The organism is Mesorhizobium sp. WSM4810 (assembly GCF_055811235.1).
This window is the reverse complement of sequence record NZ_JBVVQV010000007.1, coordinates 263,755-279,439: the sequence shown is the minus strand read 5'-3', so window position 1 is coordinate 279,439 and position 15,685 is coordinate 263,755. Positions and strand designations below refer to the sequence as shown.

Here is a 15,685-nt window from a genome sequence, read left to right as displayed (position 1 = left end):
TCCCAACTTGCCCAGGGAATGCCATGTAGTTCCCGAAGGGCGGTCTTCGAATAGGGCGTCCGAATGCGCAGATCGTCGGCAACCTCCAGATAGGGACTGGAGATCGGGTCGAACGCATAGGTGTCACGTCCCTTGCTGTCGGCGTGGGCCGCCAGCAACTCGGCCTCACGCGCCAGCCAACGGTCGACCTACGGAGACATCCGGTTGGCAGCGTGCCATCGGACAACGGAGAGAAACTTATGTGTCTATCAGGCCAACTGCTCGACATGTTCTCACGAGAGAGCGGCTCAACGAGATCGCAAGAGAGTGACTTACCGAGACTGGAAAGGGCGTCCGTTCAACCCCGCCGACCGCGCCGAATGTGAACTAGATCCCCTTACGTTGGATGCGTGGCGTGGACCTTCCAATCCCTGATAAACGCTAGCGACGCTCATTTATCTTCGCCTGAAGTCGAGCTACTGCGTCGAGAAGCGCGACCGTTGCCTCGCTGTCTAGCGCAATCTCCAAGCGGCCACCTGTAGTGCGAACAGAGAGAATGCCGAAAGGGCCCTTGTCGTCCGCGACCGTGCTTATGTGAAACTCGGTGGGAACGAAAGGCTTTTCCTTTTTCATCGTTCACCTATCACTCCGTCACACAGCTTACGAACTCTATCGGTGCGACAGGAATTATCCTCGTGCATGGTAGCATGGCAGACGGGGAACTGTCAGCAGAGCAGGCAGGAAGGCCGTTCTTCGCGAAATGACTGCATCGCATATCGGCACAGAACGATGTCGGATATGGCCATGCTCGCCGCAGAGGTGCCTGATGCGCAGCTTCACCACCTCTGGCTGTACTCATTGCGTCGCCGGCCCTTTCTTCAACTCTTTGGGCGGTGGACCGGCGTGTTTCTGAAGCCTGGCCGCCGATGATCGCATTCTCGATCTCAAGCTCTCTGGTGGCTTCGCATGAGCCAAGTGTATTTGCGCGTCCAATCCGCACCGGTTTTCGTGAAGACCCGGGTAAGCACGTTGGGAACAAATCGGCCATCCGCTGCTTAGAGAAGCCTAGAGCCATTGGCATGGACTGGCGAGGACCAAACGTGGCGAATTATCTAACACTGCCTACGACTACATCGAAGGGTCGGATCAGGGTGGTCGTGGAAACACCGCGTGGCGCCGAAGCAAAGTTGACTTACAAGCCCAAGAAGAAGCTTTTCGAATATACGCGGCCGCTTCCAGCGGGCCTGGCCTACCCGTACGACTGGGGCTTTCTGCCTTCTACACTGGGCGACGATGGCGACGCCCTCGATGGCCTGGTCATCCATGAGGCCACCAGCGCTCCCGGTGTTGTCATCAAGTGCGATCTGCTGGCTGCCCTTTGTGTCATGCAAACGGAGAACGGCGAGACCGTGAGAAACGATCGCTTTGTATTTTGCCCGCACAAGCAAGACGCCCATAGCGAGTCTCTCCTTGGCGAGAATGTTCCGGATCGTCTGCGATCCGAGATCGAGCAGTTTTTCCTCGCGTCGGTGTCCGGCACCGACAAACAAATCGAATTCGAAGGCTGGCACGATTCCAGCCAAGCTCTCCGGAACATCCATCGGGCCATGAGAACTTTCGAGCGGAAACAGCGAGCCGCCGGTCCCTGAGCGCTCCACAATATGAGAAGAATGTAGCTTGAGAACACAAGGCTGCCTGGACGTCGGTGGCGGCACTTTCACAGGTCAACAACGGCGAAGTGCACCCGCAATAGAGCAGGCAGGAAGGCCGTTCATTTTTTCGCGAAATGACTGCATCGCATATGGCGCAGGGGTTGCGGGCGGGCACTTGAGGCGCGGGCATATTTTGACCCGTCAAGCAGCCCACCAGCTCCTGCGGAGATATCGGCAAGGTGGCTAGTTCCCGCTTATAAAAGACTAGGGGATTGCCGCGCGAGAACGTTTCGCACATTCGAGACCTGCCATTGGCCGTTGCGGGCTGTTCGAACGCCTCGATTTGTTCAGAGCGATTGCCAGGCCACGCAGGCTGGTGATGCCCGACTGCTGGATGGAGGCGATGATCGGCAGCACGGTCTGGGCAAATCTGTCAGCCTCCCGGATCGAGATCTTCCGACCTTTCGCCGCAGCTTCAGCTGTGTTGGTCGGATTACCGAGTTTTATGCCAGTGGTCTTGCGAGAGGCGAGGGCGGCCTTGGTTCGTTCCGAGATCAGCCGCCGTTCTTTTTCTGCCAAGGCGGCGTAGAGGTGCAACATGAACGGATCGGCATCGGCGCCAAGTTCGGCGACTATAAAAGGAACGCGCTGGACCATCAGGCCGGCTATGAAGGCGACATCGCGCGACAGGCGGTCGAGCTTGGCCACGACGACCGGGCATTTGAGCTGCCGGGCAAGGGCGAGGGCGGCTGCAAGTTGCGGACGGCGATCCAGGGCGTCCGAGCCCTTGCCGGTTTCGACCTCGGTGAACTCCTGGATGATGGCAATTCCCTCGGCTTCAGCAAAGCGGGCGACCGCGGCACGCTGGGCCTCAATGCCGAGACCTGATCGTCCTTGGCGCTGGGTCGAGACCCGATAGTAGGCGACTGCTCTCGTCATGCTGCTGTTTCCGGGGTGTTCAAACTGCAAACCACCGTTTGCAGTGTGCTCACAAGACACGGTTCAGCAAGTTCTTTCAGGAATTAGCCTTCAGCAGCAACGCGGTTGAGCTGGAGCGCCGCCTATATGACGCAGACTTGTTGGAAGGCACTTCATGAGCAAGCCGAGTTTTCGCATCCAGTGCAGATAACCATCCTTCGTCAGCACGTTGCTTCCTTATCGCGCCCGCCACAGAGGCGCAGCCGCCGCGGATGCAGCTACTTCCAATTCGTATGGGCACGCCCTAAGTCTGCGGCCAGAACGCAATCTCGCGACAAACGTTCACGTCAGTGTGGATTACAGGTGCGGCTGTGCAGGCCCTATCGAGCTCGGCCCTAGCCAAGCTAGCTGCGCCCCTTCACTAGGACGTACCCATGCAGAACAAGTCCCTAGCAGCCACTGGCTTTCTCTGCCTGGGCGTTCTCGTCTTCTCACTGCAGGACGTGATCCTGAAGGGCCTCTCGGACACCTATCCCGTTACGCAAGCGATGACTGTTCGATCAATCGTCGCATTGCCCATTCTGCTGGTGCTGGTCGGCGCGACCGCCAGAATACGGTCTATTTTCTCAAAGCGAGCCGGGCTGCTCGCCATCCGAGCGGTAATCTCGCTTGGAGCATACCTCTTCTATTATCTCTCGATCGCAGCGCTTCCTCTGGCCGATGCTGTCGCACTCTTTTTCGTCGCCCCGCTTATCATTGCAGGTCTCGGGATTCTCTTCCTCGGAGAGCGGCCTCACACCGCAACCCTGATCGCGCTCATTGTTGGTCTGCTCGGCGTCATCATAACGCTGCAACCGGGTCTTGCTATATTCGAATGGGCAGCTGCGTTGACCCTCCTGGCTGCTGCTCTGTACTCGTCGGCCCAGGTCTTGGCGAGGAAGCTTGGCGACAGCGAGGTCGCCGCGGTTATCACCTTCTATCAGAACCTGGCCTTCCTCACCGGCGCGCCGGCGCTGGCGGCGCTTGTGAGCTTGGGCGGCCTTGAAGACGCCAATCATCCAAGTCTTGCCTTCCTCACGCGCCCATGGGTCTGGCCTACGCTCCAGGATACTTTGCTGATGGCCGGCTGCGGTGTGATCGCATCTGCCGGAATGACATTGCTTTCCCAGGCTTATCGCCTTGCCCCAGCAGGCAACGTTGCCGTCTTCGAGTACACGGCCATCGTCTGGGTTCCACTTTGGGGGCTGCTGTTTTTCGACGAGGTGCCGAAGATCACCACCGTTCTCGGTGCAGTTTTGATCTGCGGAGCGGGGCTGTTCGCCCTAAGATCCGCGAGGTGAAGCGGCTCTAGTCGGGAACAAAGTCGAATAACCGTGATTTTGTACGTTGCCCAGAGTGGCAGGACCGATAGCTATCCAACGGGTGTTCCATGGATTCTCCAACGTTGCCTCCGCCACCTCCGCATGAACTCAGCCAAGCACTGAAACGCAATATCCAAGCGATTGAGGAGCGCCGGGCGAAGGAAGCAAGCGAGGCAACTTTGGAAGAGAAAATCGCTGAGGCGATTACCTCTTTTACGGGCAGTATGCGTTTCGTGTACCTTCACTTGGCCGTGTATGGCGGCTGGATCGTCTCGAACTTGGGCTGGATACCGATCACTCCGCCATTTGATCCGACATTCGTGATATTGGCCATGGTAGCTTCCGTCGAGGCCATATTCCTCTCGACCTTTGTACTGATCAGCCAAAACCGGATGTCAGCTGCCGCAGACAAGCGGGCGGATCTGGACCTTCAGGTGAGCCTGCTGACGGAGCACGAACTCACAAAGCTTATTGGGCTTGTCGATTCGATAGCGGATCGGTTGAATGCAAAACCAGCCGTAAGCGATATAGAAGTTGGCGAGATTAAGAGGGACATCGCGCCAGAAGCAGTGCTGGACGAGATCGAATCGAAGCAGCGGGAGACTGCGGAGAAGCTGGACCAGCGCTAGTGTCGTGATTTCGGTTGATTTTGATTTCGGGCTTGGGTCGAACTCGAAATCAAAACGACAGTCGGAATGACAGATCGGTACTGTCGGCAATGCCGCCCTACAGAAGCTTGCTTCTTCATAGGTGGTAACGAAGGTCACTGATGTGTCCAGTTTTCCTTCTAGCTCATGGATGGAGGTCTCCTTCCAGCGCGCCCTGGTCTTCAGCCAGAAAATTGCTGCGGTGACGGCCTCCCGACCTTCACCGGTCGCTCTGCGGTAAAGGCTTTCAGCAACCCGTGCGTTGGCCCATGCTTCCCGCCAGTCGGCGCGGTCGTCATTGAGCACCTTGCCTCTGGCGAGACCTTCTCCATCGCCGAACCGCTCTCGCCATGAGGGATCGTAGCTGACGCCATATGGAGGATCGCAAACGCACAGGTGCGGCTTGACGCCGGTAAGCACCCGCTCGACATCCTCAGCATTGGTGCTGTCGCCGCAGATAAGCCGGTGCTTGCCCAAAAGCCAGACATCGCCGGGCAGGGTGACCAATTGGTCACCAGTTGGTTTGCTTTGTGTGTTCTCCGCATAGCGGCATTGCACCAAACGACCCGCAGCTTTCGAGCCGGAAAACCCTGTGATTTCAACGGGGGAAAGCTAGGGAGTAAAAAGGCGCACTCCCCAGCTTTGGAGAATATCGGCCGACAGAGAGCAAATGAGTCGCTTTCACCACTACAGCGACTCCACAGCTTTTGGCCGAAGGGCCTGCTGTTCTGCGGGGTTTCGGGGCCGCGAAGTCCATGCAGAGAACATTGTGAAAGAATTAAGTGGTAGCGGGAGAGGGACTTGAACCCCCGACCCCAGGATTATGATTCCCGTGCTCTAACCAACTGAGCTACCCCGCCAGGGCGGCGAAAGGCCCGAAATCTGCCTCAAATCAGAGGGCATGTCGAAGCGTTCGCCGAGGTCGGGGGGATATAAGGTTGGGACGCCAAGCCTGTCAAGCATCGATGCAGCCGGTGTCGACGCAGCCGGTCTGGCGCCACACTCTATCGCATCCTGTCGCGTCGCCAAGCTTCTCGGTCTGAGACGTACTTTGTGTGTCCAGGCGGACGCACCTCGCTCTGATGGCCGAAAAGCTTTGCCGGGCAGACAATCGGGCACAGAAATGCCGGGTTGAGTTCGGCGGGGCGCGCCGCTATGTCTCGGCCACGAAATTCTAGAGTTGGAATGATGAAACCGCGCATTGCAGTCCTCGGTTGCGGATACTGGGGCAGCAACCACATCCGCACCCTCAAGGCGCTCGGCGCGCTGCACGCGGTCTCGGACGTCAACCCTGCCCGCGCCGAAGGTTTCGCCAGTGAGCAGGATTGCCTGGCGATCGAGCCGGAGGCGCTGTTTGTGCGCAGCGACATCGACGCCATTGTGATGGCGCTGCCGCCGCAGTTCCACGCCGATATGGCGGTGCGCGCCGTCCAGGGCGGCAAGGACGTGCTGGTGGAGAAGCCGATCGCGCTGACGGTGGCCGATGCCGAGCGTTCGGTGAAGGCGGCGGTCGACAATGGCCGCGTCTTCATGGTCGGTCATGTGCTGCGCTTTCATCCCGCCTTCGAGACGTTGAAGGCGCTGATCGACAATGGCGAGCTCGGCGAGGTCCGCTATATCCATTCGCACCGGCTCGGGCTCGGCAAGTTCCACACCGAGAACGATGCGCTGTGGGACCTGGCGCCGCACGATCTGTCGATGATCCTGGCCATCACCGGCACGGAACCGATCGAGGTGCGTGGCGAAGGGGCAGCGCTCCTCGACAATCTCAGCGATTTCGCGCATCTGCACATGCGCTTTCCCAACGGTCTGCGCAGCCACCTATTCGCGTCGCGGCTCAATCCCTACCGCGAACGGCGGCTGACCGTGGTCGGCACCAAGGCGATGGCGGTGTTCGACGATGTCGAGCCGTGGGAGCGCAAGCTCGCCGTCTACCGCCACGCGGTCTGGCAAGACAGCGGCCAATGGGCCTTCACCACCAACGAGCCGTCCTATGTTGCAGTGGGCGAGGGCATGCCGCTGACGCGAGAGCTCGAGCATTTCATCCAGTGCATCGAGACGCGGGCAGAACCGCGTACCAGCGGCGAGGAAGCCATCAGGGTGCTGCGTATCCTGACCGCTGGCACGGTTGCCCACACCGGATCGTCTTCCTGAGAGAAAGTGCGGCTGTATCAGAGCCTGATCGATCCCGATAGATCGGGATTATCGTCTATTCGGCGGGAATCTGCGCCGGCCGGGCCGCCAGCCGCGTCAGCATCGCCTCGGCCTCGGCGCCGCGTTCGGAACGCTCGATGAAGCCGCCGCCGAAAACGCGGGCCTCGTTGCCGTCGTCGGAATAGAGCACGCAGGCCTGGCCGGGCGCGATACCGGACTCGCCCTCGACCAGTTCCACCGAAGTGATCCCGGCGTTGTGACGCAGCACGGCCGGGCGTGGCGGGCGTGTCGAGCGGACCTTGGCGAAAAGCTCCAGCCCGGCGGCCGGAATATCTGACAGCGCAGCGTCGCCCAGCCAGTTCATGTCGCGCAAATAGATCTTGTGCGTTTCCAGCGCCTCGCGCGGGCCAACGACGACGCGGGCCCGGTCGGCGTCGAGATGGACGACGTAGAGCGGCTCGCCCGAGGCAATGCCGATGCCGCGGCGCTGACCGATCGTGTAGCGCAAAATGCCTTCATGGCGGCCGAGCACGCGGCCGTCGATATGGACGATGTCGCCCGGATTGGCAGCAGTCGGCTTCAGCTTGGCGATGATATCGGAGTACTTGCCCTGCGGCACGAAGCAGATGTCCTGGCTGTCCTGCTTGGCAGCGACCGTCAGCCCCATTTCCTCGGCGATGGCGCGAACCTGCGGCTTCGACAGGCCGCCGAGCGGAAAGCGCAGGTAGTCGATCTGCGCCTGTGTGGTGGCGAACAGGAAATAGCTCTGGTCGCGATCTGCGTCGACCGGCCGGTACAGCGCGCGATGGGCGCCGTTGGCGCCGGAGCGGATGTAATGGCCGGTGGCCAGCGCCTCGGCGCCGAGTTCCTTGGCGGTCGCCAGGAGGTCGGCGAATTTCACCGTCTGGTTGCAGGAAACGCAAGGGATCGGCGTTTCGCCGGCCACATAGCTCTCGGCGAAGGGGTCGATAACCGCCTTGCGGAAACGCTCCTCGTAATTAAGCACATAATGCGGAATGCCGAGCGTTTCGGAGACGCGGCGGGCATCGTCGATGTCCTGGCCGGCGCAGCACGAGCCGGCCCGGTGCGTTGCCGCGCCATGGTCGTAGAGCTGCAGCGTGACGCCGACGACATCATAGCCTTCATGCTTCAAAAGGCCGGCAACAACCGACGAATCGACGCCGCCCGACATGGCGACAACGATGCGGGTATCTTCGGGGCGTCCGGGAAGGTCGAGGCTGTTCATGGTTCTTTCGTTCTGCACGGCGCCTGGATGACGGCGCCTGAATGCCAATGGCCGGAATATAGGTCAAGCTTTCCGGGTGCGCCAGCTTCGCGAACCGGCCGATTTTTTTGAACGGATTCGGGCGCTTGCTGGGCAGATGCCTCAAATGCCGACGAAAAGACTAACGCGGCGTTCATGATCCTTACTTAGCTATTAGGGATCGCTTAGGCAAATTTTAAAGCTGTGGCGGTAATGTGGTGGGGATTGGGTCTTTGAGTTTTTAGTAGAGAGTACGATGACCGATCTTGTTAGACCGCGCGTCAAATATGTTATCGGGCCTGACGGCAGCCCCCTTACGATTGCCGATCTGCCGCCGACGAACACACGTCGCTGGGTTATCCGGCGCAAGGCCGAAGTGGTGGCGGCGGTGCGCGGCGGGCTGCTGAGCCTCGAAGAGGCATGCCAGCGCTACAAGCTGACCACCGAGGAATTCCTGTCCTGGCAGGCGTCGATCGATGAATATGGCCTTGCCGGCCTGCGCACGACGCGCATCCAGCAATATCGGCATTAGGGCTGGTTCAAGGATGTCAAAAGGCGCGGCAATCCGCGCCCTTTTTGCTTTGCCGACAGGTTTTCTCTGCTTCAGACGGTCAGCACCACCTGCCGATCGGGCTGACAAAAGGCATGAGCAGCGCCTGCTTCTTGGAGCAAGCATTTTCGCGTCGACCTTGCCGAGTTCCACAAGCCTGCGCGGTCGGCCCCGAGCCGAACTCGGCCGGAACCTGGTGGGCTGCTCAATCAGATAAGGTCCTGGCCGGAATCGCCTGCGCCCGACACCAGGATGCCCAGGTGCGGGCGGTCGCGGAGCATCAAGGGGATTTGGCAGCGTAGGCCTGAAACTGGCAGTTGCTCGACCTACGAGCGGCGACATTCCAGATGGGCAACGCCCTGATCGCTGGGTGCTGACCGGCCTGAAAGCCTTGTTTTCAGCCGATCATGGCGCTGCGGCCGCCGGTCTCGGCGTCTCGGATCTTGGTGTCGCGTGATTCGAGCATTTCTGCTTTGGAAAGCTCCGCTTCGGCTTCGCCAAGCAGTGATTCGGCAACGCTACGCTGCTGGGCGAGGTCGCTTTGCGAATTTCTGAGATTGTCGCGGCGCAAGCGTGCTGCCTTGGCGAAGGTCGGATAGGCAAAATGGTTGATGTCGGTGATGCCGGCTTTCTTTTCTTCGGCAGTGATCTGGAGTTCCAGTTCGACAGCCATGCGCTCGAATTCGGCGATCATCATGTCGAGTTGCAGCATCTGCCGCCGCTTCTCGTTCACCTGAAACTGCTTCAGCCGAACGAGGTTTTCACGTGACTTCATGATTCGGTACTCCTGGAAACGCACACCTGCACATATCGTCTAATCCGCCTGGCAAACTCAGGCTTCGACCCGCTTCCACCGACTTTACCAGAACTATGGGAAACAAATTCCTAAAGTTTTTTGCCGGCGGTAACCATTCGTTTACGGGCATTGTTAATCATACGGCTCAGGACTTAAGGCCGGGTAAAAATTCCGGCCCCGATGCGGAAGCACGGCTAGCGAGTCCCTGGAGTCACTTAGTCTGGCTTATTAATGTTTTGCATTAGCGGTTTGGTTCTTAGATTCGCTATTAGATTCAACAGGGTGTAGAAAAGGGTTAAAAAATCTGGTACCGTCAACGGCACGGAATTAGGTTTTGTTAACCATTCGATGGCAGCCTCTGCTCAGGCAATCACTGCTCCGGTCCTGGACGGGTCGTGAAATGGTCCGGCAGCAGAAAAGGGGAATGAAATGCGTGTTCTGCTGATAGAAGATGACAGTGCGACCGCACAGAGCATCGAGCTGATGCTGAAATCGGAAAGTTTCAATGTCTATACGACCGATCTTGGCGAAGAAGGGGTCGATCTAGGTAAGCTCTACGACTACGACATCATCCTTCTCGACCTTAATCTCCCCGACATGTCGGGATACGAGGTGTTGAGAACACTTCGCCTTTCCAAAGTGAAGACGCCGATCCTTATCCTCTCCGGCATGGCCGGCATCGAGGACAAGGTACGTGGCCTCGGCTTCGGCGCAGACGACTATATGACCAAGCCGTTCCACAAGGACGAACTGGTCGCCCGCATCCACGCCATCGTGCGGCGTTCCAAGGGCCATGCCCAGTCGGTCATCACCACCGGCGACCTGGTGGTCAACCTTGATGCCAAGACCGTCGAGGTCGGTGGCCAGCGCGTGCATCTGACCGGCAAGGAATACCAGATGCTGGAGCTGCTCTCGCTGCGCAAGGGCACTACGCTCACGAAGGAAATGTTCCTCAACCACCTTTACGGTGGCATGGATGAACCGGAACTGAAGATCATCGACGTCTTCATCTGCAAGCTGCGCAAGAAGCTCGACGCTGCTTCCGGCGGCCAGAACTACATCGAGACGGTTTGGGGTCGCGGCTACGTGCTGCGCGAGCCGGAAGACATCCGCGTCAGCGCCTGAGCTGACGACGCCGATCCGATCGATTTTTCCGACAAAAATCCGGCTTCGGCCGGATTTTGCGTTTTTATGTCGCAGATATTGGAGAGCCGATTTCCGCGGCCATGCGCCAGCGGCGGCGAATCAGCCGGCAAATCTCAAGGTGCGGAAGCGCTCGAGAAGTTGCGGCCGAGTGAACGGCTTCAGCAAATAGCCTTGCGCGCCGGCGCGCTTTGCCCGCATGATCGAAGCGACGTCGACCTCAACCAGCAAAATCAGGATCTGGGGTTGTATCGGACTTTCCATGGCGCGTACGCGGCGAATGACGTCCTCGGCCTGCATGTCCGGCAAGGCGCCGTCGACAATGATGATATCCGGCATGTCGGCAGTGCACATCTCAACCGCATCAAGCCCGCTGGCAGCTTCGATGACCAGCATGTCGGAACCACCCAGGATGCGCTTTGCAACCCTCCTGATGACGCTCGACTCGTCGATGAACATGCAGCGTTTCATTTCCGGGCCCTCTTTGCCATGCGGCAATCCGGCAGCGTCGCGGTCTGGAGGCACCGTAGGATCAATCCGGTAAAGAAGCTGAAAAGCCGATAGGTAAAATTTTTGCAAGAACAGCTTTTACGGAAACTTCTTAACCGATGCTTCGGCCGAACTAGCCTGGATGGCTCATTTCATTCCACCGTGATGGCGTAGTAAATATTGTCTAAAAACTCTTATCTGTTCTTTTCAATCATTTCTTAGCAACTTCAAGCAGCCGAGAGAACGATTTCTTCTGCGGTCGCGTGGATCGATATTGTCATGTTCGCCTCGCGCGCCAAAAGCAGTGTGTAGTAGGGCTGCACCGAATGCGCGTCGATCGGTTCTTCAGGCTTGTTGCCGGAATGGAGCTCCAGGAATTTGGGCGGCACGCGCAGCATCGGACCGCTCGCGGCGAGCGCAAAGCGTGGTTCCGTGTCGAGGTTTTCAAGCGTGACCGTAAGCTTGCCGCCACGCGGAATGGCAGCGTTGGCGACGAGAATGAGGTTGAGCAGCAGCTTTACCTTGTTCTTGGGCAGCAGCGCACGGGGTCCATTCCAGATCAGTTCCGGCTTCTCGTTCTTCAAGAAGGCGATCGCAACGGCCTCGGCATCGCCGGTGTCGATCATCATGCCGGCAGAACCGGCTGCGCCGAAGGCGATGCGGGCGAATTGCAGGCGGGCCGAAGCGTTTCTGGCGCTCTGGCGAATCAATCTCATGGCGTCTTCGTCGGCGCCGCCTTCGTCGAGCAGCTCAAGCCCGTTGTTTATGGCGCCGACCGGCGAAATGATGTCGTGGCAGACCCGGCTGCACAAAAGCGCGGCGAGATCGGGTGCGGAAAGGGTGAAAAGCTCGGCCATCGGCGAAAGTCCCTGCAAAATTTCACTGGAAATGGCCGGGCGATCAACGATCACGCCTGCCCACACGAATCACGCTCGCTCTCCCAAGGCCTACTGAATACACAGCGCCTGAGCGTGCAGCAACAAATCCGGAATTGTCGTTATCGAAAATGGTGTGTTCACCCAGGGTGCGGATACTGCGGGCCGACGCGAAATCAGCGCGAAACCAGCCTACTAACCGCCATCTTCATGTGAAAGCTTAATGGTTGAAAAAGGATTACGGCATAGTTTGTCCTTAACAGTCATCCTTAACGGCCGCCAAAGAGCCGCACGGATGCGAGGCGTCGGCGAAAGTGCTCCCTGACGGAGATTGGAAGCATGTTTTCCCGATACTACGACCGGAGTTTTTTCCGTGTCTTCACAGACCGGAGTTTTCTCCGTGTCTTCTCGATGGCGATCGCTCTCATGGGCCTTGTCGTCTTTTCAACCTCGCCTTCGCGGGCCCAGGAGTACACCGCTCAGGAGATCGTCGATTCCGGTCATAAATTCTTCGGTGCGACGTCGGGCGGGCTCGCCACCGTCGTGGAGAAGATTTTCTCCTCCTATGGCCTGCCCAATGGCTATTTGCTTGGCGAGGAGGGCTCGGGCGCCCTGATCGGTGGCCTGACCTATGGTGAAGGCACACTCTACACCAAGAATGCCGGCGATCACAAAGTGTTCTGGCAGGGCCCGTCTCTCGGCTGGGATTTTGGCGGCGAGGGCTCGCGGGTGATGATGCTGGTCTATAATCTCGACGATGTGAACAGCCTCTACAATCGTTTCGGCGGCCTTGCCGGCTCCGCCTACCTCGTGGCTGGCGTCGGCTTCAACGTGATGAAGAACAACAATGTGCTGCTGGTGCCGATCCGTACCGGCGTCGGCGCCCGGCTTGGCGTCAATCTCGGCTACCTCAAGCTTACCCAGCGCGCCACCTGGAATCCATTCTGAGCAAGTGGTTGCCTCGTCACCGCGATTGTTTCCAGGATCGACGGTCTGAACAATGCTGCGGCAGACCCTTGCCGCGGCACTGGAATTCCGTCATGCGAACGTGGCACAGTCCCTTACGGTTGTTTGCCGTTCATAACGGATAGTCACCTTGGTTCAGTCGGTCCTGTTCTTTGTCCTCGGCTTTCTCTGCGCCGGCTTTCTGGCGCTGATGATTGCCCCGGCCATCTGGCGGCGGGCCGTGATGCTGACGCGTAAACGCATCGAGGGCTCGATGCCGCTGACGCTGGCCGAGATCCAGGCGGAGAAGGATCGCATCCGCGCCGAGTTCGCCATGGCGACACGTCGGCTTGAGATGAGCGTCAAGGCGTTGCGCGAGAAATCGGCCGAACAGCTTGTCGAGATCGGCCGTGGCCGCGAAGCACTGAAGGAACTGGCGCTCGAGCGGAAGGACAAGGAACAGGCCCTTTCCGCGCTCGAGGTCAAGGGCGAAGACCTTCGGCAGCGCAAAGACCAGTTGCAGCTTTTGTCGGATCGGCTTGCTCAAACCGAGGATGCCCTGGAAAAGCGTGTGCTCGAGCTGAAAAAACTGGAGCACATGTATGACGACGCCAGCTTTTCTTCCAGCAGCCGTCAGATCGAACTTGTGGCGCGCGAATCCGAATTGCAAAAGCTGGCCGATGATATTTCAGTGCTGCGCGGTCAGCGCAAGGAGGCGGACAGGCGCCAACAGGAGATCGCGGCCGAGAGCAAGGCCGCGCGAGACGCGTTGAAAGCCGAGAAGAAAAGGACCGGCGAACTGGACAAGAAGATCGAGCGCCTGCTCGCCACGCTTGCCGATCGCGAGGACAAGCTTGAACGCCGCGAAAAGGAAATCGCGCGGCTTCGCGAAAAGCTGAAAAGCGAAAGCGTGGAAAATGCGTCGGCGGCGGTGCGTCTCGTCGGAGCGCAAGGCAGTCAGGCCGATGTGGCCGTCAAGGGCGATATGGAAAAAGCTATCGCCAGGCTCGACAGCGACCGGGAGCAGTTGGAGGCGAGATTGACGGCACTGGCCAGCGAGAACAAGCGGCTGAAAACGGATCTTGCCGCCGACGCGGCATCCAGATCCGAAGGCGCCAGCGCTGCGTTGCGCGAGCAGATGAGCGACCTGGCGGCGCAGGTCGTAGCCCTGACGGCGAAGCTCGACGGGCCGGAATCGCCGATCGCAAAGGTTCTTGCGGCACCCAACCCACCAGGAAGCGGTGAACGCAGCCTTGCCGATCGCGTGCGGGCGCTGCAGCAGGCCGAATCGGGGCATTGAGCCAAGGCAGTGATGCTGACTTCTGCGGCTCAGGTCCTGCTTGCCGAGAAATGATGCAAGGCGATGGCTGACGCGGCGGCGACATTCAGGCTGTCGAAGCCTTCTGTCATATTGATCCGCACCGTCCGCAGGCGGGCGAGCAGCATCTCGGGCAGGCCTTCGCCTTCAGTGCCGAGATAGAGTGCCAGCCGTTCGGTCCTTTTCGCATCGCGGATGTCGGTTTGTCCGCGCGGCGACAATGCGAATTGGCCGAAGCCCAGCCGATCGAGCGCCGCGGTAAAGCCGACGGTCTCAGCGAAGGAGGCAAAAGGAACTTTCAGCGCGGCGCCGACCGAAACGCGGATCGCCTTGCGGTACAGGGGATCGCAGCAGGTCGCGTCCAGAAACACGGCATCGGCGCCGAAGGCGGCGGCGTTGCGAAAGATCGAGCCCATATTGTCATGGTTGGCGATGCCGACCAGCGCGACGATCAACGCGCGGGCGGGCAGGGCATCCAGCAAGGCCTCTGCAGGCTGCGCCTCGCCCTTGCGGCCGATCGCCAATATGCCGCGATGCATGTGAAAGCCGGCAATCCTGTCCATAACCTCGCTGGCCGCCACGTAGACCGGAAGGTCCGCGGGCGCCTTGCGCAGGGTTGCGTCGAGGCCTGCCAGCCGGTTTTCGAGCACCAGCACCGATTCGGCGGCAAAGCGTTTGGCCGCGAGCAACATTTCGAGCACCACCTTGCCTTCGGCAACGAAACGACCCTGCCGGCCGGCAAGATCGCGCTCGCGAATGTCGAGATAGGCGGCGACGCGCGGGTCTTGCGGGTCGTCGATACGAATGCTGCGCATGCTTGCCTCAACTGACCCGCATCGGCCCGATCGTGGTGGGTTTTGCGACAGCACGACGCGTGGATCCAAAGTGTCAGAGCGTACCTTCTGGGTCCAAGTGGACGCAAGTCGCTCAAAAGCGCGTCGCGTTCGACCGACCTCAACCGACCTCTCGCGACGCGCTTTAGGTTGTTGTTTTATGCATGTCGCTATCGCAAAACCGCTGCACGGGCATGCTTTTGCGCGACATGCATTAGGAGTCGTCAGCGAGGCAAGGGGCGCTCGGACCAGTTCTTATCTTATGCATGTGCCGGCTTTGGGCGACATGCATTGGCCGGTCAAGTCCCGGAGCGACGCGAGCGGTATGCCATCTGCGATAGCTCACCCTCGCCGAAAACCCCGTCCAGCGTGTTGAGAAGTTCGCGCACGGCATCGGATTTGCAGGAATAGTAGATCATCTGCCGGTCGCGCCGGGTCTCGACGAGATCGAGCGCCCGCAGTTTGGCCAGATGCTGTGACAGGGCGGATTGGCTGAGCAGAACCTTTTCGGCGATAGCGCCGACGGACATTTCACCTTCGGCCAGGTGGATCATGATCAACAGTCGTTTCTCGTTGCCCATCAGCGTCAGAAACGAGGCCGCTGATTCGGCATTGGCGATTAGCTTTTTCGAGACCATCGATCCCCCATACCTTCCTGCTCCTCCGGCGCTATGGGGGCAATAGCGTCTGATTCCATAGGCTCACTTGCGAATTTGCGCTGGCGATTCAACGCGACCGGGAAAGCGTAGAACATCTAGCTC

General features: G+C 59.3%; 15 protein-coding genes and 1 tRNA gene. 8 read left to right on the top strand and 8 right to left on the bottom strand.

The features are described from left to right. The first annotated feature begins 1,136 nt into the window (after positions 1-1,136). Positions 1,137-1,628, top strand: coding sequence for an inorganic diphosphatase (locus AC0L3O_RS13935; RefSeq protein ID WP_473532949.1), 492 nt, complete (start codon positions 1,137-1,139; stop codon positions 1,626-1,628). 267 nt (positions 1,629-1,895) lie between these two features. Here AC0L3O_RS13935 and AC0L3O_RS13930 read toward each other — a convergent pair whose 3' ends face one another. Beyond that, on the bottom strand, positions 1,896-2,570 hold the full coding sequence (locus AC0L3O_RS13930) for a recombinase family protein (RefSeq protein ID WP_473537255.1): 675 nt from the start codon (positions 2,568-2,570) through the stop codon (positions 1,896-1,898). 413 nt (positions 2,571-2,983) lie between these two features. On the opposite strand from AC0L3O_RS13930, the gene AC0L3O_RS13925 reads away from it, so the two are divergent. Beyond that, the gene (locus tag AC0L3O_RS13925) at positions 2,984-3,889 is read left to right on the top strand and encodes a DMT family transporter (RefSeq protein WP_287065229.1); all 906 of its coding nucleotides are present in this window, start codon (positions 2,984-2,986) and stop codon (positions 3,887-3,889) included. Between the two features lie 89 nt (positions 3,890-3,978). Further along, positions 3,979-4,539: a DUF1003 domain-containing protein gene (locus AC0L3O_RS13920; RefSeq protein ID WP_473532952.1), complete on the top strand. Its 561-nt coding sequence runs from the start codon at positions 3,979-3,981 to the stop codon at positions 4,537-4,539. 801 nt (positions 4,540-5,340) lie between these two features. Here AC0L3O_RS13920 and AC0L3O_RS13915 read toward each other — a convergent pair. After that, positions 5,341-5,417 (bottom strand) — tRNA-Met (locus AC0L3O_RS13915). 328 nt (positions 5,418-5,745) lie between these two features. Here AC0L3O_RS13915 and AC0L3O_RS13910 point away from each other — a divergent pair. Beyond that, positions 5,746-6,711: a Gfo/Idh/MocA family protein gene (locus AC0L3O_RS13910; RefSeq protein ID WP_023797942.1), complete on the top strand. Its 966-nt coding sequence runs from the start codon at positions 5,746-5,748 to the stop codon at positions 6,709-6,711. Positions 6,712-6,766: 55 nt separating this feature from the next. Here AC0L3O_RS13910 and mnmA read toward each other — a convergent pair whose 3' ends face one another. After that, a complete protein-coding gene (gene mnmA, locus AC0L3O_RS13905; protein ID WP_473535131.1) occupies positions 6,767-7,957 on the bottom strand; it encodes a tRNA 2-thiouridine(34) synthase MnmA in 1,191 nt (396 codons plus the stop codon). Positions 7,958-8,231: 274 nt separating this feature from the next. Between mnmA and sciP the strand changes: the two genes are divergently transcribed. Further along, complete coding sequence (gene sciP / locus AC0L3O_RS13900; protein ID WP_006203587.1) at positions 8,232-8,507, top strand: CtrA inhibitor SciP; 276 nt, start codon at positions 8,232-8,234, stop codon at positions 8,505-8,507. Between the two features lie 415 nt (positions 8,508-8,922). Here the strand turns inward: sciP and AC0L3O_RS13895 are convergent, their stop codons facing one another. Further along, positions 8,923-9,300: a flagellar export protein FliJ gene (locus AC0L3O_RS13895; RefSeq protein ID WP_023797940.1), complete on the bottom strand. Its 378-nt coding sequence runs from the start codon at positions 9,298-9,300 to the stop codon at positions 8,923-8,925. A 450-nt stretch (positions 9,301-9,750) separates the two neighbouring features. Here AC0L3O_RS13895 and ctrA point away from each other — a divergent pair, with 450 nt between their 5' ends. Further along, positions 9,751-10,446 carry a response regulator transcription factor CtrA gene (gene ctrA, locus AC0L3O_RS13890; protein WP_006203583.1) on the top strand — a complete coding sequence of 232 codons (696 nt, stop codon included), beginning with the start codon at positions 9,751-9,753 and terminating at the stop codon, positions 10,444-10,446. A 120-nt stretch (positions 10,447-10,566) separates the two neighbouring features. Here ctrA and AC0L3O_RS13885 read toward each other — a convergent pair whose 3' ends face one another. Together AC0L3O_RS13885 and chpT are read right to left on the bottom strand one after the other, a co-directional pair. Beyond that, entirely contained in the window at positions 10,567-10,935 is a 369-nt protein-coding gene (locus tag AC0L3O_RS13885; protein WP_023797938.1) for a response regulator, read from the bottom strand. Between the two features lie 245 nt (positions 10,936-11,180). After that, a complete protein-coding gene (chpT, locus tag AC0L3O_RS13880) occupies positions 11,181-11,810 on the bottom strand; it encodes a histidine phosphotransferase ChpT (RefSeq protein ID WP_023797937.1) in 630 nt (209 codons plus the stop codon). A 357-nt stretch (positions 11,811-12,167) separates the two neighbouring features. On the opposite strand from chpT, the gene AC0L3O_RS13875 reads away from it, so the two are divergent. Together AC0L3O_RS13875 and AC0L3O_RS13870 are read left to right on the top strand one after the other, a co-directional pair. After that, positions 12,168-12,776 carry a DUF1134 domain-containing protein gene (locus AC0L3O_RS13875; protein WP_023797936.1) on the top strand — a complete coding sequence of 203 codons (609 nt, stop codon included), beginning with the start codon at positions 12,168-12,170 and terminating at the stop codon, positions 12,774-12,776. A gap of 148 nt (positions 12,777-12,924) precedes the next feature. Next, positions 12,925-14,073 carry a coiled-coil domain-containing protein gene (locus AC0L3O_RS13870; protein WP_128169350.1) on the top strand — a complete coding sequence of 383 codons (1,149 nt, stop codon included), beginning with the start codon at positions 12,925-12,927 and terminating at the stop codon, positions 14,071-14,073. Positions 14,074-14,102: 29 nt separating this feature from the next. Here the strand turns inward: AC0L3O_RS13870 and AC0L3O_RS13865 are convergent, their stop codons facing one another. Both AC0L3O_RS13865 and AC0L3O_RS13860 read right to left on the bottom strand, forming a co-directional pair. Beyond that, positions 14,103-14,906, bottom strand: a complete 804-nt coding sequence (locus AC0L3O_RS13865; RefSeq protein ID WP_473535129.1) for a TrmH family RNA methyltransferase — start codon at positions 14,904-14,906, stop codon at positions 14,103-14,105. A gap of 317 nt (positions 14,907-15,223) precedes the next feature. Further along, positions 15,224-15,562, bottom strand: coding sequence for an ArsR/SmtB family transcription factor (locus AC0L3O_RS13860; RefSeq protein ID WP_128169352.1), 339 nt, complete (start codon positions 15,560-15,562; stop codon positions 15,224-15,226). Positions 15,563-15,685: the final 123 nt, after the last annotated feature.

Excerpts from the sequence above, each read along its gene's own strand:
- AC0L3O_RS13930 (WP_473537255.1), bottom strand. The coding sequence starts at position 2,570 with ATGACGAGAGCAGTCGCCTACTATCGGGTCTCGACCCAGCGCCAAGGA.
- chpT (WP_023797937.1), bottom strand. The coding sequence starts at position 11,810 with ATGGCCGAGCTTTTCACCCTTTCCGCACCCGATCTCGCCGCGCTTTTG.
- AC0L3O_RS13895 (WP_023797940.1), bottom strand. The coding sequence starts at position 9,300 with ATGAAGTCACGTGAAAACCTCGTTCGGCTGAAGCAGTTTCAGGTGAAC.
- AC0L3O_RS13910 (WP_023797942.1), top strand. The coding sequence starts at position 5,746 with ATGAAACCGCGCATTGCAGTCCTCGGTTGCGGATACTGGGGCAGCAAC.
- sciP (WP_006203587.1), top strand. The coding sequence starts at position 8,232 with ATGACCGATCTTGTTAGACCGCGCGTCAAATATGTTATCGGGCCTGAC.
- ctrA (WP_006203583.1), top strand. The coding sequence starts at position 9,751 with ATGCGTGTTCTGCTGATAGAAGATGACAGTGCGACCGCACAGAGCATC.
- mnmA (WP_473535131.1), bottom strand. The coding sequence starts at position 7,957 with ATGAACAGCCTCGACCTTCCCGGACGCCCCGAAGATACCCGCATCGTT.
- AC0L3O_RS13885 (WP_023797938.1), bottom strand. The coding sequence starts at position 10,935 with ATGAAACGCTGCATGTTCATCGACGAGTCGAGCGTCATCAGGAGGGTT.
- AC0L3O_RS13865 (WP_473535129.1), bottom strand. The coding sequence starts at position 14,906 with ATGCGCAGCATTCGTATCGACGACCCGCAAGACCCGCGCGTCGCCGCC.
- AC0L3O_RS13920 (WP_473532952.1), top strand. The coding sequence starts at position 3,979 with ATGGATTCTCCAACGTTGCCTCCGCCACCTCCGCATGAACTCAGCCAA.
- AC0L3O_RS13860 (WP_128169352.1), bottom strand. The coding sequence starts at position 15,562 with ATGGTCTCGAAAAAGCTAATCGCCAATGCCGAATCAGCGGCCTCGTTT.
- AC0L3O_RS13875 (WP_023797936.1), top strand. The coding sequence starts at position 12,168 with ATGTTTTCCCGATACTACGACCGGAGTTTTTTCCGTGTCTTCACAGAC.
- AC0L3O_RS13925 (WP_287065229.1), top strand. The coding sequence starts at position 2,984 with ATGCAGAACAAGTCCCTAGCAGCCACTGGCTTTCTCTGCCTGGGCGTT.